We start from the raw sequence: 25,769 nt of genomic DNA, 5'->3' as shown, positions 1-25,769 counted from the left end.
AATCGCCGGTAGCCGAAACTCCCGGAAGCCTAGTCGCCGGTCGCCGGAGCTCCGGAAGCCTGATCGCCGGGAGCCGGAGCGCCGGTGGCCGGCCGCGGGGCCGCGGCCACGCCGAACGTCCACGGTGACGTGTCCACATCGGACACGACGGTCTGCACGCCGGCCTCCTGCCGCAGGAACGCCGCCACGTCGTCGAGCCAGGGCCGCTCCGACGCCCAGTGCGAGACGTCCAGCAGCGCGGGGCCGCCGTCCGCGAGGTGCTCGTGCGCCGGGTGGTGGCGCAGATCCGCAGTCAAGTATGCGTCAACGCCGGCCCGCGCCGCGTCGGCCAGGAACGCGTCGCCGGCACCCCCCGACACGGCCACGGTGCGGATCGTGCCGGTCGGGGCGCCCGCCACTCGTACACCACCCACCGCCGACGACACGAGCGCCGCCAGGTCCGACAGCGCCATCGCAGATGGCAGCCGGCCGATGCGCCCGTGGCCGCGGCCGGTGTCGGCGACCGGGACGAGCGGGCGGACGTCGAGGAGCCCGAGCCGCGCGGCGAGCGCGTCGGACACCCCGGGGTTGGCGACGTCGCCGTTGGTGTGGGCGGTGTACAGGGCGATTCCCGCCTTGATCATCCTGTGGACGATGCCGCCCTTGTACGTGGTGGGCGCGACGCTGGACACGCCGCGCAGCAGCAGCGGGTGGTGGGTGAACATGAGGTCCGCGCCCTCCGCCACCGCCTCCTCGACCGTTCTCGGGTCGCAGTCGACCGCCAGGAGGACCTTGGTGACCTGGGCGGTGGGTTCGCCGAGGACGAAACCGACCCGGTCCCAGCTTTCGGCCCACGAGGTCGGGTAGCGCTGCTCGATGAGTTCGACGAGTTCGGCGACTAGCACGGCGCGACGTTACTCCACCCGCGGAGGGCCGAGCGCCTCGACAGGCAGATGCCAGGGAAAGCGGTCCGTGATCCGCTCGCCCGTGCCCGGTGGATGCAGCGGCAGGACGTCGGGGCCGTAGAGGACGGTGACACCCCAGGAGCGCAGCTTGTCGATCGACTCGCCGAACGCGGGGTGCCGCGCCATGGCGGCGTTGGTGAAGGGCACCGTGACGATCGGCAGGCCCATGCCGAGCCCTTCGACGACGAGGCCGAGGGCCAGGGTGTCGGCGATGCCCGCGGCCCACTTGTTGATCGTGTTGACGGTGGCCGGAGCCACGATCATGGCTTCGGCCTGCGGGAGGATGTCGGGGTCTCCTGGGTATTTGTACCGGTGCCGGACGGGATGACCGGTCTGGGCGATGAGGCTCGGGATGTCGAGCCACTTGAGAGCGTCCGGCGTGGCGACCACGCAGACCTCCCAGCCTTTCGCCTGGGCGAGCGACACCAGCTTGCTGGCGTGCTGCGTGACAGGCGATCCGCACATCACGGCGTACAGGACATGACCGGCCATGCGGGCATTGTGCTACTCCGCCCCCTACACCCCCACGCTCATGTGCTCGGCGAGTTCCGCGACCGGCGCGGACGGGGTGCCCCGGGTGCGCCGCAGGACGTCGCTGAGCACCTCCCTGGCCAGGGGGCGGCAGCGGATCTCCGAGGGGGCGAGACGGTCGCCCTCCAGGAGCATCTCGCTGGCCAGTTCGATGTCGCCGAGGATGGCGTGGGCGCGGGCCTGGTCGAGGTAGTGGTGCGCGCGGCGCTCCGGCAGCAGCGCGTGGAACGCCTCCAGGTCCAGCGACTCGTGCACCTCGACCGCGTGGCGCCCCTCGCCGAGTTCGACGGCGGCGGCGGCGCGGTGCAGCTTCACGTTCGTCGGCCCGAAGCTGGACCAGTAGTAGTTGTGGTCGCCGTCGAGCCCGCGGGCCGCCTCCTCCGCCCCGCCGAGCAGGTCGCGGACGGTGGCCCCGTCGCCGATGCGGGCGGCGGCCATCGCACCCTGCAGCAGCAGCATCCCGTAGACCGACAGGCGCTCCGGCGCGCAGTCGTTGCCGCCGGAGCCGGGGGCGAGCCGGTTGGCGATGTTGACGTTGATCTCCAGCGCCGGGCGGGAGCGGCCGAGGGCGAGCAGGGCGAGGGCGACCCTGGTGGTGGCGGCGCCGGCGAGGAGCTGGTCGTCGGCGCGCTGCGACACCGCGATCGACCGGTCGGCGGCGAGCCAGGCCAGCTCGTGCTCGCCGAGCTTGCGCAGCGCCGAGGAGGCGATCTGGTAGACCTGCCCGAGCAGGTGGGCGGCCTCGCGGCCCTGCCCGCCGTCGGCGTAGGCGGTGTCGGCGGCCTGGGCCTCCCGCAGCAGGCGGGGCAGGGTGCGGGCGAGCATGCCGTACTTCGCGTGCTGGTAGCTCAGCCACGCGTGGGTGACGGCCTTGCGCATCTCCGCGAGGGGCGGCGGCTCGGGCGGCGCGTAGAAGAAGGCGCTGATCTGGTCGTAGCGCTCCAGCGCGGCGCGGATCTCCTCGACCTCGACCTGGTCGACGCAGTTGATGCTGTCGGGGCGCCGCTCGGGGTCCTTGCCCAGCAGGATCTGGACGTCGAGCTGGAGCACGTCGGCGATCTCGTAGACCACCGAGAACTTGTCCAGGCGCCGCACGCCGCGCTCGACCTTGTCGACCCAGCTCTTCGACTTCCCGAGCCGGTCCGCGAAGACCTGTTGGGACATCTTGCGCCGGTTCCGCCAGTAGGCCACGCGCCGCCCGATCGGCAGCTCATCCACGCCGCTCACCTCCGGAGGTCACCCGCTCGGCCGACATCGCACCTTTTGTGCGGTTCGTCCGGCGTCCATGCTCATACGTTCCGATGTGCAAGTTGCAGTCCCCGTTGCCAATGCCAACGACGTACACGGCGTCCGGTGACGCGACGTGGTTCTGTGCGCACTTTCGAGTGATCCCCGCTGCTAGGAGGAGCACATGCGGTCCTGGGAACGCGCCAAACTCCGCAAAGCGGCCATCCGGTACGCCGAACACGGCTGGCACGTGCTGCCCGGCGCCTACCTGGCCGGCCGGCACGCGGGCCGGCACGCCAACGAGCGCCGCTTCGACTGTGGCCAGGCCGGCTGCCGCACCGTGGCGTGCCACCCCGCCGCGAACACGCCGAGCCGCTCGCCGGCGGCCGTCGCCGAGTGGTGGCGCGTGCACCCCTACAGCGTCCTGTTCCCGACCGGGTACGCCTTCGACGTCCTGGAGGTCCCCGGCGCGCTGGGCCGGGCCGCGCTGCTCGGCGACGGCTTCGTCGCGGCGCGCGGGCCGGTCATGGTGGCCCAGCAGAAGGGTCAGGGTGACCGCTGGTCCTTCCTGGTGCTGCCCGGGCACGGGCTGCTGCCTGAGCTGGCCCAGCAGCCCGGCGTGGTCCTGCACGGACAGGGATCGTGGGTGCCGGCGGCGCCGAGCCCGCAGTTCGGCGGGCGGGTGCGCTGGGAGCTGCCCCCGGAGTCGCACGGCTGGCAGCCGGCGGAGCCCTACGCCGTGCAGGCCCTCATGGTCGACGCGATCGGGGCGGGACCCTTGGCGACCGCGGGACAGCGGGGCACCTGGCGCACCGCCGCCTGAGCCCACCACAGCCGACGGCCGGTCCTCTCGGGGGGACCGGCCGTTGCCGCGCCCCGCGCCCGGGTCGCCGTCGCCGCCCACGTACGACCGGGCAGCGCCGTCGATGCGCGGACGGCCGTGACCACCGGCACGGCGGCCGCCGCCGTTCGCGCGCGGGACATCAACCGAGCGGCGGGGGTCGATGGGCGCGCTAGGCTTCGGAAAAAATTCACGTGCAGAATTCATGCCGCTGCCCAACGTAGCGCTGGTGTAGCCCTACGTCGACCCTTGTCCTACGAGTGGGTTACTCAAGGGTTGCGTGAATACCTACTCAAACCTGAGTGTTGATCTACTCAATCGATCAGTAACCCGCCAGGACGTCGACGGTGGCCACCACCCGGCGGACGCCGTCGCCCGCATTCCGGTCGGGCACCTCGGCCGGCTCGGCGGCCGGGTCGACCCGGATGATCCTGCCGCCCTCGGGCAACCGGACGCCGCGCGCCGCGAGCAGTGCCGTCAGCGCACCATAGACGACCGCCTCTACCCGGTCGGGGGCGGCCCACGCCTGCAGCCCGATCCGCCGGCGGACCTGACGCGCCCACGGCAGGCGCGAGCGGACCGGCTCCCCCACCGCCTCCACAAGCAGGACCGGCAGATCGCTGCCGAGGTCGGCCGGGCGTGAGGTCACCAGGGTCGTGTCGGACAGGTGGTGCTGGGCGCGCAGGTACGCCACGACGAGCCCGACCGCGTCCGGCTGCGCCACGGCCGTCACCGCCCCCGTCACCCTCGCCACCCCCGCCCGTGCTCTCGTCAAGGACAACGGGACGCGCACCGCCTGGTCGCGGTACCAAAGATACATTTCATGTTCCCCGTAGAAAGGATTCATCCGCGATCGGAGAAACGGCGCGTCCGGTCGAACGGTTCGTTGAATTCCACCGCCGGTGACTGCCGCCGCCCAGCTCCAGGGTAGTGACCAGAAAAGATCCGGTGGGCGCTTTTGCGACAAACATCGGCGCCCCCCAATCGGCTTTTCGTTGCCGATCGGTGGGCGCCGGAGTGCGGATCAGTTGAAGCGGGCTCCCTCGTCGCGGCGGTGCGCCCAGGCCGCGAGGCCCGCCGCCGCGACCGTCCAGACGGCCAGCGAAGCCATCGAGGTGGCCGACACCGTGAAGTCGCCGACCGCCGCCCAGAGCAGCTCGGCGGCGCCGCGGGTCGGCAGGTAGGGCGCGACCGTCTCGACGAACCCGGGCGCGTGGCCGGGCGCCGACAGCAGCCCGCCGCCGAACGCGAGCGGAAAGAAGATGATCTGCGCGACGGCGAGAGCGGCCTTCGTCGGCAGGGAATAGCCGATCGCCAGGCCCATGAACGTGAACGGCAGGGCGCCGAGCCCGACCGCGCCGATCGCGAGCAGCAATTGCACCGGGGATGCGGTCGCGGCGGTCAGCGCCGCACCGATGATGACGACCGGAATCAGCGACAGGAGCGTGAACGTGAGCCCGGACAGGACCCGCCCGGTGAACGCGGCGGCGGGCCCGGCCGGCAGGGTGCGGCTGTAGGGGTCCCACGGCTGCGCGCGATCCTCGGCGACGCCGACGCCGTAGGTGAACAGCGAGCTGGTCATCACCGCGAACATGACCATCGAGGCGGTCGCGTAGGTGGCACCGGCCGCGTCGTCCCCGGCGAACGGCACGACGAAGAACAGCATCGACGCGGCCGGGAAGAACGCCCCGCCGACGACGGCGACGGGGATGCGGGCGGTCTCCAGGACGCGGAACCGGGCATGGGTCAGTGCGAGCGACATGATCAGCGTCCCGTCAGGGTCAGGAATGCCTCTTCGAGGCTGGTGGGCCGGACCTGCAGGCCGCGGAACGGCACGCCCTTGGTGACGAGGTCCCGCACGAGCTGGTCGGGGTCGGCGGTGAGCAGCGAGGTGCGGCCGTCCGCGCCCTGCTCGATCCCGACGACGCCCGCCAGGTCGGGCAGCGCCGTGCTGTCCATGCTCACCCGGTGGATGCCGACCATCCCGCGGATCGCGGCCACGGTGTCGTCGGCCAGGACCCGGCCGCCGCCGATGACCACCACCCGGTCGGCGAGCGCCTCGATCTCCTCCAGATAGTGGCTGGTCAGCACGACCGTGCCGGTGCGCCCGAACGCCCGGATGTGGTCCCACAGGTCGCGCCGCGCCTGCACGTCGAGGCCGGTCGTCGGCTCGTCCAGGAACACCAGGTCGGGGCGGCCGGCGAAGGCGAGCGCGACGGCGAGACGGCGCTTCTGGCCGCCGGACAGGCCGCCCGTCTGCCGGCCGGCGATCTCCGCCAGGCCGAACCCCTCCAGGAGCTCGCCGGTGGGGACCGGGTCGGCGAAGTGGGCCGCGACGAACGCGACGCACTCGCGCACCCGCAGCGTCGCGGGCAGGCCGGTCTCCTGCGGGGTGACCCCGATCCGGCGGCGGCTCGCCGGGTCGCGGGGGTCGCCGCCGAAGAGCTCGACGGTGCCGCTGGTCGGGCGGCGCAGGCCGACGAGGAGGTTGACGAGCGTCGACTTGCCGGCGCCGTTGGGGCCGAGCAGGCCGATCACACCCCCGGCGGGGATGTCGAGGCTGACGCCGTCGAGGGCGACCCGGGCGCTGGCACCGGTGCCGTAGCGCCGGGTGACGTCGACGGTGCGGGCGAGAAGCATCAGGACTCCGTCCTCGGGTCCAGGAGGGCACGGACGGCGGCCGTGTAGTCGTCGAAGGCGACCCGGCCGCGGGTGCTGAGGGCGGCCGAGGTCGTCGGGGTGCGGCCGCGGAAGGACTTGACCAGGTCGACATAGCCGGCCTGCTCGAGCTTCGTCAGGTGGACCGACAGGTTCCCGGCCGTCATGTCGAGCAGCTCCTGCAGGCGCGGGAAGGTCATCCGGTCGCCGTCGGGCAGCCCGGACAGCGCGGCCATGATGCGCAGCCTCGCCTGGGCGTGGATCACGGGGTCGAGCTCAGCCATGTCGCCGGTTCCGCAGGTGCAGCACCGCGCTGAGCAGGCACAGGCCGCCGCCCCCGCCGAGGGAGATCAGCAGCGAGTGCCAGCCGGGGCCGAGGGCGACGCCGGCGATGTTGATGACGGTGAGCCAGGCGCCGAGGACGAACATCTCGCGCGACAGCCAGATGGCCGCGCCCGCCATGTACATGACGGCGACGGTGCCGACGGAGACGCAGGCCCACAGCAGTCCCTGCTCGTCCTGCGGCAGGAAGCGGACGAAGCGCCCGGTGGTGGACCCGACGCCGGCGAACGCGAGGAACCACGCGATCCCGTATGCCGTGCCCTGCCACGACGAGCGCCCCTCGACGCCGCGGCCGCGCCGGACCGACGCCACGAGGGTGCTCGCCATCGCGCCCGCCATCGCCGCGAACAACACGACGAGCGGCAGCCAGTCGGGCAGGTCGAGGAAGACCCGGCCGCCGGGGCCGAACCGCAGGAACAGCAGCCCGTAACCGACCAGCCAGGCGAGGCCCCACGGCAGGTAGTAGACGAGCGGGTTGAGGGTGATGGTGCTGGTGACGGCCGTGCGCTCCTGCTGGATGAGAGCGAGGGAGTCCGCCGGCGAGGCGGGCGGCGCATCGTCATCGACCGGGGTCATGCAAACTACTTTACGCCACAAACCTGTTGGCCAAAAGAGAGAGGGCTCGATCGAGCCCTCTCTCCTCGCGGTCGTTACGAGTCGCCGCCGGTCTCCCCCACCGGGGCGGCGTTGACGTCGTCGATCGCGTACTTCTTCGCCGCGTCAGCGGCGGCCGACGCGGGCACCTCGCCGCGGCGGGCGAGCTGGCGCAGCGTGGCGACCACGACCGACTCGGCGTCGACGTGGAAGTGCCGGCGCAGCGCGTGCCGGGTGTCGGACAGACCGAAGCCGTCGGTGCCGAGCGACGTGTAGTCGGTGGGCACCCAGCGGGCGATCAGGTCCGGCACGGCCCGCATGAAGTCGGAGACCGCGATGACCGGACCCTCGGCATCCTGCAGCGCCTGGGTGATGTACGGCACCCGCGGCTCGTCGGCCGGGTGCAGCAGGTTGTGCTCCTCGGCGAGGATCGCGTCGCGGCGCAGCTCGGTCCACGACGTCGCGGACCACACGTCGGCGGCCACGCCCCAGTCCTCGGCGAGCAGCTTCTGCGCCTTCAGCGCCCACTGCATGCCGGTGCCGGAGGCGAGGATCTGCGCCTTCGGGCCCTCCTGCACCGGTGCCGGCAGGTACTTGTAGAGGCCCTTGAGCACGCCCTGCACGTCCAGCCCCGCGGGCTCGGCCGGCTGGAAGATCGGCTCGTTGTAGACCGTCAGGTAGTAGATGAGGTCTTCGGGCTTCTCGCCGTACATCCGGTTGACCGCGTTCTCGGTGATGTGCGCGATCTCGTAGCCGAACGCCGGGTCGTAGGCCACCACGGCCGGGTTCGTCGCCGCGATGAGCAGCGAGTGACCGTCCTCGTGCTGCAGGCCCTCACCGTTGAGCGTGGTGCGGCCCGCGGTGGCGCCCAGCAGGAAGCCGCGCGACATCTGGTCGGCGGCCGCCCAGATGCCGTCCGCGGTGCGCTGGAAGCCGAACATCGAGTAGAAGATGTAGACCGGGATGATCGGCTCGCCGTGGGTGGCGTAGCTGGTCGCCGCGGCGGTGAACGAGGCGACCGAGCCGGCCTCGTTGATGCCCTCGTGCAGGATCTGCCCGCTGGTGGACTCCCGGTAGCTCAGGAACAGCTCCCGGTCGACCGGCGTGTAGTTCTGCCCGTGCGGCGAGTAGATCTTCGCGGTCGGGAAGAGCGAGTCCATGCCGAACGTGCGGGCCTCGTCGGGGATGACCGGCACCCAGCGCCGCCCCATCCCCTTGTCGCGCATCAGGTCCTTGAGCATGCGGACGAACGCCATCGTGGTGGCGACCTTCTGCTTGCCGGAGCCGCGCTTGATGTCGCCGTACACCGACGACTGCGGCAGCTGCAGCGGCACGTGGGTGGTCCGCCGGTTCGGCACCGGGCCGCCCAGCTGCGCCCGGCGCTCGCGCATGTACTGCATCTCGTCGGACTTCTCGTCGGGCCGGTAGTACGGCACCGCGTACGGGTTGTCGCCGATCGCGCTGTCCGGGATGTCCAGGTACAGCCGGTCGCGGAAGTCCTTGACGTCCTGCAGCGTCAGCTTCTTCATCTGGTGGGTCGCGTTGCGGCCCTCGAAGTGCGAGCCGAGCGTCCAGCCCTTGATCGTCTTGGCCAGGATGACCGTCGGCTGGCCGGTGTGCTCGGTGGCAGCCTTGTACGCCGCGTACAGCTTGCGGTAGTCGTGGCCGCCGCGCTTGAGGTTCCAGATCTCGTCGTCGGACAGGTGCTCGACCATCTTGCGCGTGCGCGGGTCGCGGCCGAAGAAGTGCTCCCGCACGTACGCGCCGGACTCTGCCTTGTAGGTCTGGTAGTCGCCGTCCGGGGTGACGTTCATCAGGTTGACCAGCGCGCCGTCGGTGTCGGCGGCCAGCAGCGGGTCCCACTCCCGGCCCCAGACGACCTTGATCACGTTCCAGCCGGCGCCGCGGAAGAACGCCTCGAGCTCCTGCATGACCTTGCCGTTGCCGCGGACCGGGCCGTCGAGGCGCTGCAGGTTGCAGTTGATGACGAACGTGAGGTTGTCCAGCTCCTCGCGGGCGGCGACGCCGATCGCGCCGATCGACTCCGGCTCGTCCATCTCGCCGTCGCCGAGGAACGCCCATACGTGCTGCTGGCTGGTGTCCTTGAAGCCGCGGTTGTGCAGGTACCGGTTGAACCGTGCCTGGTAGATCGCGTTGATGCCGCCCAGGCCCATCGAGACGGTCGGGAACTCCCAGAAGTTCGGCATCAGCCGCGGGTGCGGGTAGCTGGGCAGGCCCTTGCCCATGCCGCCGTGCGACAGCTCCTGGCGGAACCCGTCGAGCTGCTGCTCGCTCAGGCGGCCCTCCATGAACGCGCGCGCGTACATGCCCGGCGAGGCGTGGCCCTGGAAGAAGATCTGGTCGCCGCCGCCCGGGTGGTCCTTGCCCCGGAAGAAGTGGTTGAAGCCGACCTCGTACAGGCTGGCAGCGCTGGCGAAGGTGGAGATGTGACCGCCGACACCCACGTCGGGGCGCTGGGCGCGCTGCACGAGCATCGCCGCGTTCCACCGGATGTAGGCGCGGATGCGCCGCTCCACGTGCTCGTCGCCGGGGAACCAGGGCTCACGCTCCGGCGTGATCGTGTTGATGTAGTCGGTGGTCGTGAGCGGGGGCACGCCGACCTGTCGCTCCCGCGCGCGCTCCAGCAGGCGCAGCATCACGTACCGGGCGCGCTTCGTGCCGCGCTCGTCGATCACTCCGTCCAGCGACTCGACCCACTCGGTGGTCTCCTCCGGGTCGATGTCCGGCAGTTGACTCGGCAGGCCGTCGCTGATCACTGGGCGCTTGCGTTCGGTGGACACAGGCGTTCCTTCTAGGTGTAGGGCCGGTCGCCGCCGAGGTAGAACGGTGGTGGCCGGTCGGGATGGCCGCTGGGTGTTCGGGTTGGGGCAATGTGTGAGCCCATGTCCCATCCTGCCTGCCCTCAGTGCAATCCGTCACGTCTACGGGGCGTCAACTGCGACGCGCGACACGATACCGACGGGTAACTTCTGGGTGACAAAACCGTGACTGATCGACCGTACCGCGCGTCCGGATCGGCTACGGTCCGGGCGTGTCCGACAACTCCGCCTGGTGGCTGCTGGTCCCCATCCTCTGCGTCGCCGCCTCGATCACCACGGTGGTCGTCGTCATCACGTTCGTCCTGCGCCGGGCGGTGCGCGCCGCCGGCGCCGCCATCAACACCCCGCCCGGCGGCGGGCTCCGGCCGGGCCGCCCGTCGTCGTCCTCGTTCCCCTTCGGCTCGGATCCGATCGGGCCCGACTGGACCCCGGACGGCGGCGGCGCCGGCCCGTCAGGCGGGCACCACGGCTCCCACGACAGCCACGTCCACGGCTGGGGGCACAGCATGGACCACGGGCACTCCCACTCCCACTCGCATGACTCCGGCTCGTCGTGGTCCTCCTCGGACTCCGGGTCGTCCTGGTCGTCCAGCGACTCCGGCTCGTCGTCCAGCGACTCCGGCTCCTCGTCCTCGTCGGACTCTGGGTCCTCGTCCTCGTCCTCGGACTCCGGGTCGTCCTCCTCCAGCTTCTGAGACGACCGGCTGCCACACTGTCGCTCATGCACTCCGAAGTCATCACCGTGCGCACCGGCTCCCGGCCCGTGGTGCGCGACATCACCGACGAGGCGTCGCGGTTCGTCGCCGCGCACGCGCCGGACGGCGACGGGCTGCTGCACGTGTTCGTCCCGCACGCGACCGCCGGCGTCGCGATCATCGAGACCGGCGCGGGCAGCGACGACGACCTGTTGCGCGCCCTCGATGACGTGCTGCCGGCCGACGACCGCTGGCGGCACCGGCACGGCTCACCCGGCCACGGCCGCGACCACGTCATGCCGGCGTTCGTCGCGCCGTACGCGACGCTGCCGGTCGTCGGCGGGCGGATCGCGCTGGGCACCTGGCAGTCGATCTGCCTGGTCGACCCGAACGGCGACAACGCCACCCGCCAGGTCCGCTTCAGCCTCCTGCGGGGATGAGTACCGCATGAGCCGCGTTTCTGCCGGGGTTCCCGGCCAGCAGGCGGGAGGATCGCAGGCGTGATCGAGCGTCGCGTCGCCGTCGTGTTCCTCGTCGACCCCCAGGGGCGGGTCCTGATGCAGCACCGCGACTCCCAGGCGAAGGTCTCGCCCAACCAGTGGGCGATGCCCGGGGGCAAGATCGAGGACGGGGAGACGCCGGAGGAGGCCGCCCGCCGCGAGGTGCGGGAGGAGACCGGACTCACCGTGACGACACTGGAGCACTACGTCACCGACACGAGACCGTCGGTGACCACCGCCGACGGGTTGGTGGAGATGCACGTGTACTGCGCGGCCACCGACGCCACCCAGGACGACATCGTGCTCGGCGAGGGGCAGGCAATGGTCTTCCTCACACCCGAGGAGGCACTCTCCCGTGACCTCGGCGTGACCGCCGCACTTCTGGTGCCGGGCTTCCTGGAGTCTTCGCAGTACAGAGCCCTGGCTACGCGTATCGGGCGGTGACCGCCCCGGCACGCAGTGCCGCGCCGGACTGGCAGACGAAGACCAAAGTCGGCCATGCTGTCGAGCGTGACCACGCCTCAGGACCTCGACGAGCGGTTCCGCGCCGAGCTCGCCGGGATCGTCGCCGCCGCGGTCGTCCGGGACCTCGACGAGCCGGTGCGGGACGACACCGCGCTCACCGGCGTGCAGGCCCGCGAGCTGTACGACGCCCAGTGCACCAGCCGGCACCTCGACCTCGCCGCCCGCTGGCTGCGCAGCTTCACCGCCGGCTACTACACGATCGGCTCGTCCGGCCACGAGGGGAACGCGGCGGTCGCCGCGGCGCTGCGCCCGACCGACCCCGCCCTGCTGCACTACCGCTCCGGCGGCTTCTACTGCATGCGCGCCGCCCAGGTCCCCGGCAGCGACCCGATCCGCGACGTCCTGCGCGGGGTCGTCGCCTCGGCGAAGGAGCCGATCGCCGGCGGCCGGCACAAGGTCTTCGGCCACCCCGACCTGCACGTCGTGCCCACCACCTCGACGATCGCCTCGCACCTGCCGCGCTCGATCGGCGTCGCGTACGCGCTGGGCCGCGGCCGCCGGCGCACCGGTGCGAACGCCGACGCCGGCTCCGGCGCCAACGGCCACGGCTGGCCCGGCGACGCCATCGTCGTCTGCTCCTTCGGCGACGCGTCGATCAACCACGCCGCCGCGACCGCCGCGTTCAACACCGCCGGCTGGTGCGACCACGTCGGGCTGCGCCTGCCGCTGCTGTTCGTCTGCGAGGACAACTCCCTCGGCATCAGCGTCCGCTCCCCCGAGGGCTGGGTCGCCGCCGCCCTCAGCAGCCGCCCGGGGCTGCGGTACTACGCCGCCGACGGCTGCGACAGCGCCGACACCTACGACCGGGCCGCCGAGGCGGCCGCCTGGGTGCGCCGCTTCCGCCGCCCCGCGATCCTGCACCTCACCACCGTCCGGCTGATGGGACACGCCGGCGCCGACGCGGAGGTGGCGTACCGCCCCGCCGCCGAGATCGCCGCCGACCTCGCCCGCGACCCGCTCGTGCACACCGCCCGGCTCCTCGTCGAGGCGGGCGTCGCCACCCCGTCGGAGCTGATGGCCCGCTACGACGAGCTCGGCTGGGACGTGCGCCGGGTCGCGGAGGAGGTCCTCGGCGAGCCGAAGCTGGCCAGCGCCTCCGAGGTGACGGCGCCGCTCGCGCCGCGCCGGCCGGTCCGCGTGTCCCGCGCCGTCGCCGACGCCGCCGCCGACCTGGTCGACGAGGCCGTGGACCCCGACGCGGGCAGCGACATCGACGACGACCTGGAGTTCTCCGAGGCGTACGAGCCGCCGCCCGCCGACCCCGCCCCCTCCCCTGCTGCCGACGACGCTGCCGACGACGCTGCCGATCCGGTCTCCGCGTCCTCGTCGCGCACCTCGCCCGAGGACACCGCGAAGGCCGAGGTCGCGGACGCGACGGAGATCTCTGAGATCTCGGAGCTGCCGGAAGCGTTGGCGGACGGGGCCCGTACCGGCGGACATCCGCCGACCCGCGCGGCCGCCTTCAACGGCAAGCTCCCCGAGCGCGCCGGCCCGCTCACCCTCGCCCAGACGATCAACGCCGCCCTGACCGACGCGATGCTCGCGTATCCGCAGATGGTGGTCTTCGGCGAGGACGTGGCGGCCAAGGGCGGCGTCTACGGGGTGACGAAGGGCCTGCGGGACCGCTTCGGCAGCACGCGCGTCTTCGACACCCTCCTCGACGAGACCTCCATCCTCGGCCTCGGCCTCGGCGCCGGGCTGGCCGGGATGCTGCCCGTGCCCGAGATCCAGTACCTGGCCTACCTGCACAACGCCGAGGACCAGCTGCGCGGCGAGGCCGCCACCATGCAGTTCTTCTCGCAGGGCGCGTACCACAACCCCATGGTCGTCCGGGTCGCCGGCCTCGCGTACCAGCTCGGCTTCGGCGGGCACTTCCACAACGACAACGCCCTCGCGGTGCTCCGCGACATCCCGGGGCTCGTGGTCGCCGCGCCGGCCAGGGCCGAGGACGCGGCCCCCATGCTGCGCACCTGCCTCGCCAGCGCGATCGTCGACGGCAGCGTCTGCGTGTTCCTGGAGCCGATCGCCCTGTACCACACGCGCGACCTGCACGGCGACAGCGACAACTGGTGGCTGTCGGAGTACGCGCCACCCAGCGAATGGTCGGCCATCCACGTGCCGATCGGCCGGGCCCGCGCGTACCACAGCGGCCCGAACGACGAGATCACCATCATCACGTTCGGCAACGGCGTCCGGATGTCGCTGCGGGCCGCCGCCCGCCTGTCCGAGGAGGGCGTCGGCTGCCGGGTCGTCGACCTGCGCTGGCTGTCGCCCCTGCCCGTCGGCGACATCATCAAGCACGCCTCCGACACCGGCCGCGTCCTCATCGTCGACGAGACCCGCCGCTCCGGCGGCGTCGGCGAAGGCATCATCGCCGCCCTGGTCGACGCCGGCTACGTCGGCGTGGCCCGCCGGGTGGCCGCGGTCGACTCGTTCGTGCCGCTCGGCCCGGCCGCCAACCACGTCCTCGTCTCCGAGGAACAGATCGTCCAGGGAGCGAAATCGCTGTTGGCCCGGTAGTTTGGACCTTTAGTTTTTCGATCGCATCGGTGCGCCACTTGCGTTGACGGCCCGTACTGTGTGGACTACGCGCTAACAGTGGTGTTGCGACAGGAGGCAGTGGACAGTGAACGCGACCGCGGGTCAGGCCGAGGTGAAGAGCCTGGCGGACCGGTTCGGTGTCGAACCGGGCATGGTCGTTATGGAGATGGGGTACGACGACGACGTCGACCAGGATCTCCGCGACGTCCTGATCGACCGGTGCGGGGACCTGGTTGACGAGGAGACCGACGAGGTCGTAGACGTCGTGCTGCTGTGGTGGCGCGACGACGACGGCGACCTGGTCGAGACGCTCATCGACGCGCTGGGCCCGCTCGCGGACAACGGTGTGGTGTGGCTCCTCACCCCCAAGGCCGGCCGTCCCGGGCACGTCGAGCCGAGCGATATCAACGAGTCGGCACCCACCGCCGGGTTGCAGCAGACCTCGACGGTCAACGCCGGCAAGGACTGGACCGCGGCGCGCCTGGTCGCCCCGCGCGCCGCGAGGTCCCGCCGCTAGCTTGTCGGTGCGCTCGCCTTCCCCTCCGCAAGGAGCCGCTGAAGGCGAGCCCTGACTCAGCCCGGCCTCGCCCCTCTCCGGCGAGGTGCCCCGGGCCAATCCTCCCTGCGCTCCACCCGCCTCTGTCCGGCCCGCCGGTGTTGACCGAACCCCGGTCCCGGACGCCCCCTCAGCGCATCCGCGTCCGCGTCCGCTCGCACCGAAGCCGGGTTCACGGGGTCGCGTCCAGGCTGAGCTGTGCGGGCAGTGCCGCACTTTCCCGAGCAGCGTCTTGGCCCGGACACCGGTCGCACCGTGACGCATCGGTCGTGCCGGTCGCACCGTGACGCATCGGGCGCGCTGGTCGCGCCGTGGCGCATCGGGCGCGCTGGTCGCGCCGTGGCGCATCGGGCGCGCCGGTCGCGCCGTGGCGCGCTGGCCGCTCGCCACCCACCGCCGCCGGGCCTGGGCACCTCGCCGGCATCGCCGCGCTGCCCTACGCCCACGATCGATGGACAGCCCTGGCCACCCCGGCGACCAGATCCGTCCTTCGATCTTCGACGACGGCGCGCAGTCCGGAGCCTGGACCACGCAGACCCGGAATCAACTGGTCGCCCCTCAGCCCGACGACGGAATGCGAACCGTACGACCAGCACCTCGCCCACCACAGCGACGAACACGACGCAGCGCGGCACACACCCCGCCGATCCTCTGTTACCCATCCACCACCGCGCCCTCGCCCCCGACCGCCGGGCTCCCGGACGTGGACCTGAACCAGCGGCTACCTACCACCGAAGCGGTCACGTCCGCACCGAACCCGGCTCGGGTCACGCCCGCTTACACCGCAGCCGGCAACGCACACGCCGAGACCACACCCTCGGCACGCTCGACCGCCGTTCCAAAGCCCCTCCCGGCCCAGGCCACGCCACCCATCCGCCGCAGTGTCCTCGCCCGCGCCCGCCTGCGACCCGGCCCAGCACACACCTGTCCGGCCGCGACTGACAGCACTCGCACCCGGAGCCATCCCAGCGCACACCCAACCGCGCGGAGTCGGCAGCGCCCGCGGCCGGAGCCAGGTCGGGGCACGCCGCTCGACACCGCAGCCCACCCGGCCAGACGTCACCACCCAACCGCCAGGACGCCCCCGCCCGCGACCCGGTCCAGCACACACCTACCCGGCCACGGCCGGCAGCGCTCGCGGCAACGTCAGCGCGCACCTGACCGGCCATGGAGGGCTGACGGCACTCGCACCTGAAGCCAGCTCAGCGCACACCCAACCGGCCGGAGCCGGTAGCGCTCACGGCCGGAGTCAACTCGGGGCACGCCCGCTCGACACCGCAGCCCACCCGGCCAGACGTCACCACCCAACCGCCAGGACGCCCCCGCCCGCGACCCGGACCAGCACACACCTACCCGGCTACGGCCGGCAGCGCTCGCAGCAAGGTCAGCGCGCACCTGACCGGCCATGGAGGGCTGACGGCACCCACACCCGAAGCCAACTCGGCGCACACCCAACCGGCCGGAGCCAGGTCGGGGCACGCCGCTCGACACCGCAGCCCACCCGGCCAGACGTCACCACCCAACCGCCAGGGCGCCCGCGATCGCCCCACGACCCCGGCCCAGGCGCGCCACCCTGGCGGAGCCCGGGGCGCTCGTGGTCGCGGAAGGTGGGGCGGCGGGCGCCCGGGGCGCTCGTCGGTGGGGTCAGGCGGCTGAGGAGCGGGTCTGGGTCGGCTTCCAGGTCGGGGTCGAGGTCGGGGTCGGGGAGTTGGACCAGGACTTCGACGGGGTCGGGGTCGGGGTCGGGTTGCCGCCGCCGCCCGAGTTGGACTGTGGCTGGTAGACGCGGACGTCGGAGAACGTGACGTCGGCCGCTTCGCCGGGGGTGAAGGCGCCGAGGTTGACCTTGCCGCGCTTGATCGATTCGTTGACCTTCGAGCCGAGCTTGACGCCGTTGGCGTAGACGGTGATCTCCGCGCCGATGACGACCAGGGCGACGTACGGGTCGCTGCTCATCTTGACCGGCCAGGACGCCAGCTCGTTGTTCTGGCTGGGGGCGGCGTCGCCCAGCGCGTACAGGCGGATCACGCCGTCGCAGACGCCGACCGTGTACGCCTCCTGGCCCGTCCTCGCCCACATGCCCGCGCAGCCGCTCACGCGGTGGACCTTCGCCTCGATGCCGACGTCGGTCAGGTTGACGTTGAGCGGGTCCTTCAGCGTGCAACCGGTCAGGCCGCGGGACTCCGTCACCACGTGCAGGTCGTCGCTGGTCGCGTCGCACCTGCCGCCCTCGGACTCGTCCTGCGAATGCCACAGCTCGTGCAGGCCACGGTCCTGGAACTGCTTCCAGTTGCCGGGCACCCAGGACGGCCGGTCCTCGCGCGAGTACGTGGGAAGCTCCAGCCCCCCGGCCGCCGACGGCGGCGCCGACCCGCCGCTCGTGGTGCTGGTGCTCGGCTGCTGCGAGGCGTTGTCGTCCTTCTTGTTGCCGACCTCCGTGTAGACCACGTAACCGGCGAGCGCGAGCGCCAGCACCAGGATGCCGACGAGCAGCGGGATCGCCACGTTGCGCCGCGGCGGCGGGGGTGGCGGATCCTCCCGCGGCATCGGGGCGTAGTCCATCGGTGACGCGGACGGCGAGACGTAGACGCGCTGCACCGGCTGCGGCGGCTGCGCGACCCTCGGCGGCTGCGGCGGCGGTACGGGAGCGTGCCCCTGCTGGTACCCCTGCGGCGCCGCCGGCCCGCCACGGTGCCCCTGCTGGGCGGGTGGCGGGGCCATCGGGCGGATCCGCTGCGTCGCCTCCGCGTCGCCGAACGCCGGGCTGACCGGCGCCGCGCCGGCCTGGAAGCCACCCGCCTGATATCCGCCCTGGTGCCCACCGGGCCCACCGCTCACCGGCGGCGGCGCACTGACGGGCACGTTCCCAGCGGGAGGCGCGCTCATAGGCGGACCACTCATAGGCGGACCACTCATGGGCGGACCACTCATGGGCGGACCACTCACCGGCGGCCCGCTCATCGGCATCGCGCTGACCGGCGAGACCCCGCCAGGCGGCGTGCCCGGCCCGTGCTGGAACCCCGCTGCGGCCTGCCCGCCCTTCCCCAACTGCGCCGCCGCCTGCTGAGCCGCCGCCTGCTGAGCCGCGGCCGCGGCCGCCTGTTGAGCCGCAGGCGCCTGCTGAGCGCCGGCCGCCTGCGCACCGAAAGCGCCGGCAGCGGCACCCGCGACACCCGCCGCCGGCCCCGCCGGTCCCCCGGCACCGCCGGGCACAGGTCCACCGGACCCGGCCGGAGGCCCCGACTGCGGCGGCGCCATGCCGGGCTGCACGCCCACGTTGACCCAGGCGCGGAGGCTGCCCTCGGCGACCACCATCTCGGGCTGCTCGATGATCGTCGGCGCGACGCCGAGCTCCTTCTGCAGCAGCGTCGCCACGAGCGGGATGCGGCTGGACCCGCCGACGAGGAACAGCCCGGCGAGCTTGCTGTTGTCCAGGCCCGCCCAGCGGACGACGGCCGCCGTCGTGCGGACCGTCTGCTCCAGCAGCGGCCGGGCCAGGTCCTCGAACGCCTCGCGGGTGATCTCGACGTCCGCGGCCGCGATCGGCACGTGCAGCCCCGTCGACGGGGTCCGGGACAGCATCTCCTTCGCCACCCGGGCGTCGTCCCACAGCAGCCGCCGGTGCCGCCGGTCCTCGGTGGTCTGCGGGCTCTCCAGCCGCGCCCACACCGGCGGGTCCTCCAGCTTGCGCTTCGCGTGGTCCACGATCAGCGCGTCGAGATCGATACCACCCAGGTCGTCGATGCCGTCGACGGCTCGCACGTCGAAACCGTCGCCCGCCCGGGTCACGACGCTCGCGTCGAAGGTGCCGCCGCCGAAGTCGTACACGAGCAGGCCCTGCCCAGCGGTGAGCGGCCGCTGCAGTACACCTGCGAAATAGTGCGCCGCGGCGACCGGCTCCGGCATGAGCGCCGGCTGCGGCAGCCCCGCGATCGTCGCGCCCTCCACCAGCGCGAGCCGCCGCGACACGCCCCACGCCGCCGGGTGCGTCATGGTCACCGCGCCGATCTGTCCGCCGGCGACCCGCTTGGCCTCCGCCGCGACGTGCGACAGGACGGCCCCGATCAGCGCCGGCACCGTGAACTCGCGGTCGCCGAGCAGCACCGTGCCGTCGTCGATGCGGCGCTTCGGGCTCGCCTCGAACCGCGCGGGGTCGACCCGCGCCGCGTGCACCGCGTCGCGGCCCACCAGGACCTGCCCGTCTGGCTGCGCATAGACGCAGGACGGCAGCAACGGCGAACCGTCGAACAACAAGGGGCGGACCCGCCCATCCGGCCACGCAAGCAGCGCAACGGTATGGGAGGTCCCGAAGTCGATGCCCAGACGCGGACCGGCAGTCATGCGGGCGAGTGTAGGCCCCCGGTACGACAAAGTGGCATGCTCGTGCCATGACCCTGGACGTCGGTGCCGAAGCGCCGGACTTCGCACTCAAGGACCAGAACAATCAAGAGGTCCGCCTGTCGGATTTCCGCGGTCACAAGGCGGTGCTCCTGGTCTTCTACCCTCTGGCCTTCACCGGCACCTGCCAGGGCGAACTCGCCTCCGTCCGGGACGAGATCGCCGACTTCCAGTCCCCGACCGTCCAGGTGCTCACCGTGAGTGTCGACTCGCCGTACAGTCACAAGGTGTGGGCGGACCGCGAAGGATATGACTTCCCTCTCCTGTCGGACTTCTGGCCGCACGGCGCGGTCGCCCAGGCGTACGGCGTCTTCAACGACAAGGCCGGCTTCGCCAATCGTGGCACGTTCCTCATCGATCCGACCGGCGTCATCAGGTTCGCTGAGGTCAATGCCCCAGGCCAGGCCCGCGACCAGGACCGGTGGCGCACGGCGATCGCATCGTTGCAGAGCTGATACGGACCTGATACCGACTGGGGCGGATGAGGCGCGGCAGGTAGCATCCTGGGGTACCCGGGTTCGCGTCGCCGTGACAACAGTTCGGGGCGCGTAGCTCAGTGGAAGAGCACCCGCCTTACAAGCGGGGGGTCGTTGGTTCGAACCCAACCGTGCCCACCAGCACATACCTGACATCAACGCGGTAGAAGAAGGCCCCCGCTGGACCTGACGTCACAAGGCCTGACCGAGCTGCCCGTCCGGCCAGAGGAGCTGGCCGGGGTCACCGAGCTCCACCTCGACGGCAACGCGCTCACCGCGCTGCCGGACTGGATCGGGGACCTGACCATGCTCACCACCCTCAGCGTGTCGTGCAACCAGCTCACCGAGCTGCCGGCGGCGCTGCGGCGGCTCACCGGGCTGACCGAGCTGCAGCTGGGGCACAACTACCTCGGGCGGCTGCCGGACTGGTTCGGGGAGCTCACCGCGCTGACCGACCTCCACCTGTTCGGTAACCGCCTGACCGCGTTGCCGGAGTCCTTCGGCGACCTGGCGGCGCTCAGGAACCTGCATCTGTTCGAGAACGCGTTCACCGAGGTGCCACCGGTCCTGCGCCGGCTGCGCGGGCTCACCGGCCTCTGGCTGTCGGACAACCGCCTCACGGCCGTGCCGGAGTGGATCGGGGACCTGACCGGGCTGGTGCGGCTCGCCCTGGACCGGAACCGGCTCACGGTCCTACCGGAGCGGCTGGGGCGGCTCACCGCGCTCACCACCCTCTGGCTCCAGGACAACGCGCTCACCGAGGTGCCCGGGTGCGTCCGCGACCTCACCGCCCTGACCAGCCTCTACCTCGCCGGCAACCCGATCACCGAGGTGCCCGCATGGTTCCCCGATCTCACCCACCACGACCTGTCCGACACCACAGCCAGGGTGCACGGGTGAGCGCACTACAGCTTGTGCGGGCACTGGTGCAGCGGGCGCCGCGGGATGCGGGCGGGGCGGCGGATCGAGACGAGCCGGGCGGGGCGGATCGACGGAGCGGAGTGCGGCGCCGAGGTGGAGGTCGCGGTGCGGGACACGGCGGCCAGGTGCGACGAGAGCGCGGCGTGCAGAAGCGTCGGTGACTGCTGCGGCATCGGCTGCATGCGGCGGTTGCTGCCGGTGTACGACGAAGCCGCCGGCGCGGGGGTGTGCACCCGCTGTGCCGGGATGCGGGGCGCCGGCGGGGGCGCGTCCGTCGCGGCGGCCGGCTCGTCCTTCTCCGGCCTGGTGACCATGAACGCGACGATCGCCGCCACGACGACCGGGACCAGGTAGAGGAGGGCTCCGGCGTATTGCTCGGTCACGACGACGACTCCCAACGCTGCGCACTGCTGACCTGCGCAACGCTACGGATTGCCCCGCATCGACGATGTCATCCGGTCGGCTCACCCTGCAAGTCCGGGCGGGGTGCAGCTGAGGTGCAAACCTCCTGGAACCAGGCGAACGACGTCCGCCGCGTCCGCTCCTGCGTCTCGAAGTCGACGTGGACGAGGCCGAAGCGCTGGTCGTACCCCTCGGCCCACTCGAAGTTGTCCAGCAGGGACCACGCGCAGTAGCCGCGGACGTCGACGCCCGCCTCGATGGCCTCGCGGACGGCGGCGAGATGGCCGGCGTGGTAGTCGACGCGGAACTGGTCCTCGACCGGCGCGTACGAGCAGCCGCTCTCGGTGATCCAGATCGGCGGGAGCCGCTCCCCGTACACCTGCCGCAACTGCAACAGGAGATCCTTCAGCGCGGACGGGACGACGGGCCATCCGAAGTCGGTGGTGGGGTAGCCGGTGATGTCGAGCCGGCTGAACGGGAGGTCCTCACCCTCGACCGGGGCGCTGATGAGGCTCGGGTTGTAGTAGTTGACGCCCAGCGCGTCGATCGGCTGCGAGATGACCTGGAGGTCGCCGTCCATGACGATCGAGTCGATGTCGGCGGTGGTGAGGGCCTCGACGACCGGCGGGTACTCGCCGAGCAGGACCGGGTCGGTGAAGAGCCGGTTCTGCACCAGGTCGTAGAACATCGCGGCGGCCCGGTCCTCGTCGGACCCGCTCTTCGGCCACACCGGCGAGTAGTTGTTGGCGAGGGTGATCGGCGAGGACGAGACGCGGCGCAGCGCCGACACGGCGAGGCCGTGGCCGAGGAGCTGGTGGTGGATGACCGGCAGCAGGTCCATGCCGAGCTGCTGGCCGGGCGCGTGGATGCCGAGGACGTGCCCGAGCACGAGGTGGATGTACGGCTCGTTGAGCGTCACCCACAGCTTCACGCGGTCGCCGAGGGCCTCGCCGACCAGCTCCGCGTACTCCCCGAAGCGCATCGCGGTGTCGCGGTCGCCCCACCCGCCGAGGTCCTGCAGGGCCTGCGGCAGGTCCCAGTGGAACAGGGTGGCGACCGGGTCGATGCCGCGGGCGAGCATCCCGTCGACGAGCCGGTCGTAGAACGCGATCCCGGCAGCGTTGGCGGGGCCGTCGCCGGTCGGCTGGATGCGCGGCCACGCGATCGAGAACCGGTACGCGGTCGCGCCCAGCTCCTGGATCAGGTCGAGGTCGGACTCCCACCGGTGGTAGTGGTCGCAGGCCACGTCGCCGGTGGCGCCGCCGCGGGTCGTGCCGGGCGTGCGGCTGAACGTGTCCCAGATGGACAGCCCGCGGCCGTCCTCCTCCGCGGCACCCTCGATCTGGTACGCGGCCGTGGACACACCGAACTGGAACCCCGTGGGGAAGTTCTTTGGAAAGTCCGACATGATCGCACGCTACCGGCTGCGGCAGTATTGGGCCATGGCACACGAGATCCCGACCGCCGAGCTCGCTCCGGGCGTGCAGCTGCCCACGATCGGCTTCGGCACCTGGCAGATCACCGGAGCGTCCGCGTACGAGTCGACCCGCACCGCCCTGGACGTCGGCTACCGGCACATCGACACCGCGACCATGTACGGCAACGAGGCGGAGATCGGCCGGGCGCTGCGCGACAGCGGCGTCGACCGCTCCGACGTCTTCATCACCACGAAGCTCCCGCCATCGCAGGCCGGCCGCGAGCGGCAGACGATCGAGGCGAGCCTCAAGGCGCTCGGCGTCGAGTTCGTCGACCTGTGGCTCATCCACTGGCCGCCGTCGCGGGGCAAGTCGGTGCCGGTGTGGGCGGCGTTCCAGCAGCTGCGCGACGCCGGCCTCACCCGCACCATCGGGGTCAGCAACTACGACGCGGCCCTCGTCGACGAGCTGACCAAGGAGACCGGCGAGACCCCGGTGGTCAACCAGGTCTCCTGGAGCCCCGGCGAGCACGACGAGAAGTTCCTGGCCGACATGCGCGACCGGCGGGTGGTCGTCGAGGGGTACAGCTCGCTGAAGAACACGCCGCTGGACGACCCGCGGCTGGTCGCGATCGCCGAGGCGCACGGGGTGACGGTGCCGCAGGTCGTGCTCCGGTGGCAGCTGCACCACGACATCGTCATCATCCCGAAGTCGACGCACCGGGACCGGATGGAGCAGAACCTGTCGGTGTTCTCCTTCTCGCTGACCACTGACGAGCTGGCGACCATCGGTTCGCTCTAGGTCACCCGTTTCCTCAGTTCCGCTGTACGGCCCGGTCCACGCGCGCCCGCCAGCCTCCGTCGCGGGGCTGGCGGCGCAGCTTCGCCAGGGCCTCGACCGCGCCGGTCACCAGCTCGCCGTAGTCCGGCTCCGGCCCCTTCTGGATGAGGAACGCGAGGCCGGCGGAGTTGCTGACGGCCCACCCCGTCCGCCGGCCCAGACGGTGCGCGGCGTCCGCACCGTGCGCCGTGACGAGCTGGATGTCGTAGGGGTGCCGCACCACGCCACCCTCCCTGGTCACCACGATCCTCGCCTGCGCCAGGGTGTCGTCGCGGTTGAACAGCGCCCGCCACCAGCGGGTCCTCGGTGCCTCGACGACGACCTCGACGCCCTGGCCGTGCTCGCCGGGGTCGCGGGCGGCCGCGACGGTCCGCACGAGGTCGACCACCCGTGCGGGGTCCGAGCGGCGGAACGCGACCCAACTGTTCACGGCGACATCTTCGTTTTCCTCAGGTAACACCGCCGTCGGTCGTTCAGCCGGACAGCACATCCGAAAGGACGTCCGCCATGCGCCGCTGGCTCGGCTCCCGCCGCCTGTACACCAAGATCCTGTTCGTGGCCGCGGTGGCGATCGCCGGGACCGCCGCGACCGGGATCGTTGCCCTCGCCGGCATCACCGACCTGCGCCACACCCGCGACCACGAGGTCGGCAGTGCGGTGCCGTACATCGCGGCGCTGCACTCCGCCGCGCTGACCGCCAAGTCCGCGGCCAACGACGAACGCGGCTTCCTCCTCGGCGGCGACACGTCCTTCCGTGACGAGGCCCTCGGCCGCAAGGACGACCTCGACGCCGCGCTCGCGTCCGCCCGCTCGCTCGCCCCGTCCGGCCAGGCCGTCGAGGAGATCCAGGCCGCGGTCGACGCCTGGTTCGACGCGCTGCAGGCCGAGTTCACGCTGTACGGCACGGACCGCGCGGCCGCCGTGACCGCTGCCTTCGGGCCGAACCGTGAACTGCGCAAGACGTACGAGAGCCTCCTCGACAAGGAGATCGCCCGCGCCGGCCAGGCCCTCGTCGCCGGGCGGGACTTCACCGACACGGTGTCCTCGGTCCGCGTCACCGTCGTCACCCTGCTCGTCGTCGCGCTCGCCCTGGCCGTCGCGCTCGCGCTCTACATCGCCCGCCTCATCGTGCAGCCGCTCGCCCGCGTCTCCCACGTCCTGCGCGCCGTCGCCGACGGCGACCTCACCCAGGACCCGGCCGTCGACCAGCGCGACGAGGTCGGCCGGATGGCCGCGGACCTGCGGACCGCGACCGGCAACCTGCGCGGCACCGTCGCGACGCTCGCCGAACACGCCACGGTCCTCGCCAGCGCCTCCGAGGAGCTCGCCACCACCAGCCGCGCGAGCTCCGACGGCGCCACCACCGGCGCCCGCCAGGCCGCCGCCGTCGCGGACCTCGCCGCCGCCATGTCCCGCGCCATCTCGACCGTCGCCGCCGGCGCCACCGAGATGGGTGCCTCGATCCGCGAGATCGCCCAGAGCGCCACCCAGGCCGTCACCGTCGCCGGCCGCGCCGTCGAGGTCGCCGGCACCACCAACACCGTCATGAGCAAGCTCGGCGACTCCTCCGCCGAGATCGGCAACGTCATCAAGGTGATCACCTCGATCGCCGAGCAGACCAACCTCCTGGCCCTCAACGCCACCATCGAGGCCGCCCGCGCGGGCGCCGCGGGCAAGGGTTTCGCGGTCGTCGCCTCCGAGGTCAAGGACCTCGCCCAGGAGACCGCCCGCGCCACCGACGACATCAGCCGCCGCGTCGCCGCCATCCAGTCCGACACCACCGGCGCCGTCTCCGCCATCGAGGAGATCAGCGCCATCATCGCCCAGATCAACGAGTACCAGACGACGATCGCCTCCGCCGTCGAGCAGCAGTCCGCCACCACGGAGGAGATGAGCCGCAGCGTCGAACAGGCCGCCGCCACCGGCAACCAGGTGGCCGCCACCATCGGCGAGGTGGCCACCTCGGTCCAGCTGACCACCTCCGGCCTCACCGAAGCCGACCGCGCCGCCGGCAGCCTGGCCGAACTCTCCGGCAGCCTCCGCACGATCGTCCAGACGTTCCGCTACTGACCCGCCCTCCTGCGGCAGGCGCGCCTGGCCCGACCGTCTCTGGCGGCAGGCGCGCCTGGCCGGACCGCTGGGCCGGCATCGCCGGCAGGCCGTGCTCGACAACGGCCGCCACGACCTCGGCCGCCACCACCGCGGTCTCCGCCGACGCGACCGTCCACCACATGTCGCGACCGACCGGCATCACGTGGCCCAGCCGGCGACTCCAGGTCCTGCCGAAGCGTCCGTACCGGGTGCCTGGCCGCGGCACCTCGGGCAGGTGCGGGTGGACCGCGCGCTGCTCGGCCCAGGACGCCCGGCTGACGACCATGAGGTTCACGGTGAACCGGACCCCCTCCGCCGTGTTCCACCGGGACGACTCCCCCGCTTGCAAGACGGTGCCGCGTGGCGGTCGGCGGGCAATTCACCGGAGCGGCGAGACAGTGCGCGACGGCGCCGGAGGTGGGGACGCCGGGA

At 72.1% G+C, this 25,769-nt stretch carries 23 protein-coding genes and 1 tRNA gene; 11 read left to right on the top strand and 13 right to left on the bottom strand.

What is annotated here, in order from left to right; genetic code table 11:
- Nucleotides 1–29: 29 nt before the first annotated feature.
- From ACFY3L_RS10620 to ACFY3L_RS10610, 3 genes are read right to left on the bottom strand one after another with little or no spacing between them, the layout of a single operon-like run.
- Complete coding sequence (locus ACFY3L_RS10620) at nucleotides 30–884, bottom strand: Nif3-like dinuclear metal center hexameric protein (RefSeq protein WP_389321364.1); 855 nt, start codon at nucleotides 882–884, stop codon at nucleotides 30–32.
- 9 nt (nucleotides 885–893) lie between these two features.
- A complete protein-coding gene (locus ACFY3L_RS10615; RefSeq protein ID WP_389321362.1) occupies nucleotides 894–1,436 on the bottom strand; it encodes a flavoprotein in 543 nt (180 codons plus the stop codon).
- A gap of 24 nt (nucleotides 1,437–1,460) precedes the next feature.
- On the bottom strand, nucleotides 1,461–2,693 hold the full coding sequence (locus ACFY3L_RS10610; protein WP_389321360.1) for a helix-turn-helix domain-containing protein: 1,233 nt from the start codon (nucleotides 2,691–2,693) through the stop codon (nucleotides 1,461–1,463).
- 193 nt (nucleotides 2,694–2,886) lie between these two features.
- On the opposite strand from ACFY3L_RS10610, the gene ACFY3L_RS10605 reads away from it, so the two are divergent.
- Nucleotides 2,887–3,525 (top strand): bifunctional DNA primase/polymerase, encoded by a 639-nt coding sequence (locus tag ACFY3L_RS10605; protein ID WP_389321358.1) that lies wholly within the window; start codon nucleotides 2,887–2,889, stop codon nucleotides 3,523–3,525.
- A 340-nt stretch (nucleotides 3,526–3,865) separates the two neighbouring features.
- Here ACFY3L_RS10605 and ACFY3L_RS10600 read toward each other — a convergent pair whose 3' ends face one another.
- The 6 genes from ACFY3L_RS10600 to aceE all read right to left on the bottom strand — a co-directional run bounded on the left by ACFY3L_RS10600 (nucleotide 3,866) and on the right by aceE (nucleotide 9,938).
- Nucleotides 3,866–4,288 carry a hypothetical protein gene (locus ACFY3L_RS10600; protein ID WP_389321356.1) on the bottom strand — a complete coding sequence of 141 codons (423 nt, stop codon included), beginning with the start codon at nucleotides 4,286–4,288 and terminating at the stop codon, nucleotides 3,866–3,868.
- Between the two features lie 279 nt (nucleotides 4,289–4,567).
- The gene (locus tag ACFY3L_RS10595) at nucleotides 4,568–5,305 is read right to left on the bottom strand and encodes an ABC transporter permease (protein ID WP_389321354.1); all 738 of its coding nucleotides are present in this window, start codon (nucleotides 5,303–5,305) and stop codon (nucleotides 4,568–4,570) included.
- Between the two features lie 2 nt (nucleotides 5,306–5,307).
- Nucleotides 5,308–6,183 carry an ABC transporter ATP-binding protein gene (locus ACFY3L_RS10590; RefSeq protein WP_389321352.1) on the bottom strand — a complete coding sequence of 292 codons (876 nt, stop codon included), beginning with the start codon at nucleotides 6,181–6,183 and terminating at the stop codon, nucleotides 5,308–5,310.
- Entirely contained in the window at nucleotides 6,183–6,485 is a 303-nt protein-coding gene (locus ACFY3L_RS10585) for a transcriptional regulator (RefSeq protein ID WP_389321350.1), read from the bottom strand. The genes ACFY3L_RS10590 and ACFY3L_RS10585 overlap by 1 nt, the downstream gene beginning before the upstream one ends.
- Nucleotides 6,478–7,119, bottom strand: coding sequence for a transporter (locus ACFY3L_RS10580; protein ID WP_389321348.1), 642 nt, complete (start codon nucleotides 7,117–7,119; stop codon nucleotides 6,478–6,480). Before ACFY3L_RS10580 ends, ACFY3L_RS10585 begins: the two co-directional genes overlap by 8 nt.
- A 74-nt stretch (nucleotides 7,120–7,193) precedes the next feature.
- Entirely contained in the window at nucleotides 7,194–9,938 is a 2,745-nt protein-coding gene (gene aceE / locus ACFY3L_RS10575; RefSeq protein WP_389321346.1) for a pyruvate dehydrogenase (acetyl-transferring), homodimeric type, read from the bottom strand.
- 251 nt (nucleotides 9,939–10,189) lie between these two features.
- Between aceE and ACFY3L_RS10570 the strand changes: the two genes are divergently transcribed.
- The 5 genes from ACFY3L_RS10570 to ACFY3L_RS10550 all read left to right on the top strand — a co-directional run bounded on the left by ACFY3L_RS10570 (nucleotide 10,190) and on the right by ACFY3L_RS10550 (nucleotide 14,755).
- On the top strand, nucleotides 10,190–10,672 hold the full coding sequence (locus tag ACFY3L_RS10570) for a hypothetical protein (RefSeq protein WP_389321344.1): 483 nt from the start codon (nucleotides 10,190–10,192) through the stop codon (nucleotides 10,670–10,672).
- 26 nt (nucleotides 10,673–10,698) lie between these two features.
- Nucleotides 10,699–11,112, top strand: coding sequence for a YjbQ family protein (locus ACFY3L_RS10565; protein ID WP_389321342.1), 414 nt, complete (start codon nucleotides 10,699–10,701; stop codon nucleotides 11,110–11,112).
- A gap of 60 nt (nucleotides 11,113–11,172) precedes the next feature.
- Nucleotides 11,173–11,616, top strand: coding sequence for an NUDIX domain-containing protein (locus ACFY3L_RS10560; protein WP_389321340.1), 444 nt, complete (start codon nucleotides 11,173–11,175; stop codon nucleotides 11,614–11,616).
- 54 nt (nucleotides 11,617–11,670) lie between these two features.
- Nucleotides 11,671–14,217, top strand: a complete 2,547-nt coding sequence (locus tag ACFY3L_RS10555) for a transketolase C-terminal domain-containing protein (RefSeq protein WP_389321338.1) — start codon at nucleotides 11,671–11,673, stop codon at nucleotides 14,215–14,217.
- A gap of 106 nt (nucleotides 14,218–14,323) precedes the next feature.
- Nucleotides 14,324–14,755, top strand: a complete 432-nt coding sequence (locus ACFY3L_RS10550) for a DUF3052 domain-containing protein (protein WP_033362448.1) — start codon at nucleotides 14,324–14,326, stop codon at nucleotides 14,753–14,755.
- 1,683 nt (nucleotides 14,756–16,438) lie between these two features.
- On the opposite strand, the gene ACFY3L_RS10545 is transcribed toward ACFY3L_RS10550, so the two are convergent.
- Complete coding sequence (locus tag ACFY3L_RS10545; RefSeq protein ID WP_389321336.1) at nucleotides 16,439–19,135, bottom strand: Hsp70 family protein; 2,697 nt, start codon at nucleotides 19,133–19,135, stop codon at nucleotides 16,439–16,441.
- 47 nt (nucleotides 19,136–19,182) lie between these two features.
- On the opposite strand from ACFY3L_RS10545, the gene ACFY3L_RS10540 reads away from it, so the two are divergent.
- From ACFY3L_RS10540 to ACFY3L_RS10530, 3 genes are all read left to right on the top strand, one after another.
- Entirely contained in the window at nucleotides 19,183–19,647 is a 465-nt protein-coding gene (locus ACFY3L_RS10540) for a peroxiredoxin (RefSeq protein ID WP_389321334.1), read from the top strand.
- An 87-nt stretch (nucleotides 19,648–19,734) separates the two neighbouring features.
- A tRNA-Val gene (locus ACFY3L_RS10535) sits at nucleotides 19,735–19,809 on the top strand.
- Nucleotides 19,810–19,848: 39 nt separating this feature from the next.
- Nucleotides 19,849–20,568, top strand: coding sequence for a leucine-rich repeat domain-containing protein (locus ACFY3L_RS10530; protein WP_389322578.1), 720 nt, complete (start codon nucleotides 19,849–19,851; stop codon nucleotides 20,566–20,568).
- A 5-nt stretch (nucleotides 20,569–20,573) separates the two neighbouring features.
- Here the strand turns inward: ACFY3L_RS10530 and ACFY3L_RS10525 are convergent, their stop codons facing one another.
- Together ACFY3L_RS10525 and ACFY3L_RS10520 are read right to left on the bottom strand one after the other, a co-directional pair.
- Nucleotides 20,574–20,972 (bottom strand): hypothetical protein, encoded by a 399-nt coding sequence (locus tag ACFY3L_RS10525; protein ID WP_389321332.1) that lies wholly within the window; start codon nucleotides 20,970–20,972, stop codon nucleotides 20,574–20,576.
- A 68-nt stretch (nucleotides 20,973–21,040) separates the two neighbouring features.
- Nucleotides 21,041–22,399, bottom strand: coding sequence for a GH1 family beta-glucosidase (locus ACFY3L_RS10520; RefSeq protein WP_389321330.1), 1,359 nt, complete (start codon nucleotides 22,397–22,399; stop codon nucleotides 21,041–21,043).
- Here ACFY3L_RS10520 and ACFY3L_RS10515 point away from each other — a divergent pair.
- A complete protein-coding gene (locus ACFY3L_RS10515) occupies nucleotides 22,398–23,207 on the top strand; it encodes an aldo/keto reductase (protein WP_389321328.1) in 810 nt (269 codons plus the stop codon). The genes ACFY3L_RS10520 and ACFY3L_RS10515 overlap by 2 nt on opposite strands.
- A 13-nt stretch (nucleotides 23,208–23,220) precedes the next feature.
- On the opposite strand, the gene ACFY3L_RS10510 is transcribed toward ACFY3L_RS10515, so the two are convergent.
- Nucleotides 23,221–23,676, bottom strand: coding sequence for a hypothetical protein (locus tag ACFY3L_RS10510; protein ID WP_389321326.1), 456 nt, complete (start codon nucleotides 23,674–23,676; stop codon nucleotides 23,221–23,223).
- A 77-nt stretch (nucleotides 23,677–23,753) separates the two neighbouring features.
- Between ACFY3L_RS10510 and ACFY3L_RS10505 the strand changes: the two genes are divergently transcribed.
- Complete coding sequence (locus ACFY3L_RS10505; protein ID WP_389321324.1) at nucleotides 23,754–25,316, top strand: methyl-accepting chemotaxis protein; 1,563 nt, start codon at nucleotides 23,754–23,756, stop codon at nucleotides 25,314–25,316.
- Nucleotides 25,317–25,769: the final 453 nt, after the last annotated feature.

It is taken from the genome of Dactylosporangium sp. NPDC000521 (assembly GCF_042898305.1).
Classification (GTDB): domain Bacteria; phylum Actinomycetota; class Actinomycetes; order Mycobacteriales; family Micromonosporaceae; genus Dactylosporangium.
This window is presented reverse-complemented; position numbering and strand designations above follow the sequence as displayed.

What these genes read in the sequence shown, in the direction of transcription:
- ACFY3L_RS10615 (WP_389321362.1), bottom strand. Translation starts at nt 1,436, where the DNA reads ATGGCCGGTCATGTCCTGTACGCCGTGATGTGCGGATCGCCTGTCACG.
- ACFY3L_RS10605 (WP_389321358.1), top strand. Translation starts at nt 2,887, where the DNA reads ATGCGGTCCTGGGAACGCGCCAAACTCCGCAAAGCGGCCATCCGGTAC.
- ACFY3L_RS10595 (WP_389321354.1), bottom strand. Translation starts at nt 5,305, where the DNA reads ATGTCGCTCGCACTGACCCATGCCCGGTTCCGCGTCCTGGAGACCGCC.
- ACFY3L_RS10590 (WP_389321352.1), bottom strand. Translation starts at nt 6,183, where the DNA reads ATGCTTCTCGCCCGCACCGTCGACGTCACCCGGCGCTACGGCACCGGT.
- ACFY3L_RS10585 (WP_389321350.1), bottom strand. Translation starts at nt 6,485, where the DNA reads ATGGCTGAGCTCGACCCCGTGATCCACGCCCAGGCGAGGCTGCGCATC.
- ACFY3L_RS10580 (WP_389321348.1), bottom strand. Translation starts at nt 7,119, where the DNA reads ATGACCCCGGTCGATGACGATGCGCCGCCCGCCTCGCCGGCGGACTCC.
- ACFY3L_RS10565 (WP_389321342.1), top strand. Translation starts at nt 10,699, where the DNA reads ATGCACTCCGAAGTCATCACCGTGCGCACCGGCTCCCGGCCCGTGGTG.
- ACFY3L_RS10555 (WP_389321338.1), top strand. Translation starts at nt 11,671, where the DNA reads ATGCTGTCGAGCGTGACCACGCCTCAGGACCTCGACGAGCGGTTCCGC.
- ACFY3L_RS10545 (WP_389321336.1), bottom strand. Translation starts at nt 19,135, where the DNA reads ATGACTGCCGGTCCGCGTCTGGGCATCGACTTCGGGACCTCCCATACC.
- ACFY3L_RS10540 (WP_389321334.1), top strand. Translation starts at nt 19,183, where the DNA reads ATGACCCTGGACGTCGGTGCCGAAGCGCCGGACTTCGCACTCAAGGAC.
- ACFY3L_RS10515 (WP_389321328.1), top strand. Translation starts at nt 22,398, where the DNA reads ATGATCGCACGCTACCGGCTGCGGCAGTATTGGGCCATGGCACACGAG.
- ACFY3L_RS10520 (WP_389321330.1), bottom strand. Translation starts at nt 22,399, where the DNA reads ATGTCGGACTTTCCAAAGAACTTCCCCACGGGGTTCCAGTTCGGTGTG.
- ACFY3L_RS10505 (WP_389321324.1), top strand. Translation starts at nt 23,754, where the DNA reads ATGCGCCGCTGGCTCGGCTCCCGCCGCCTGTACACCAAGATCCTGTTC.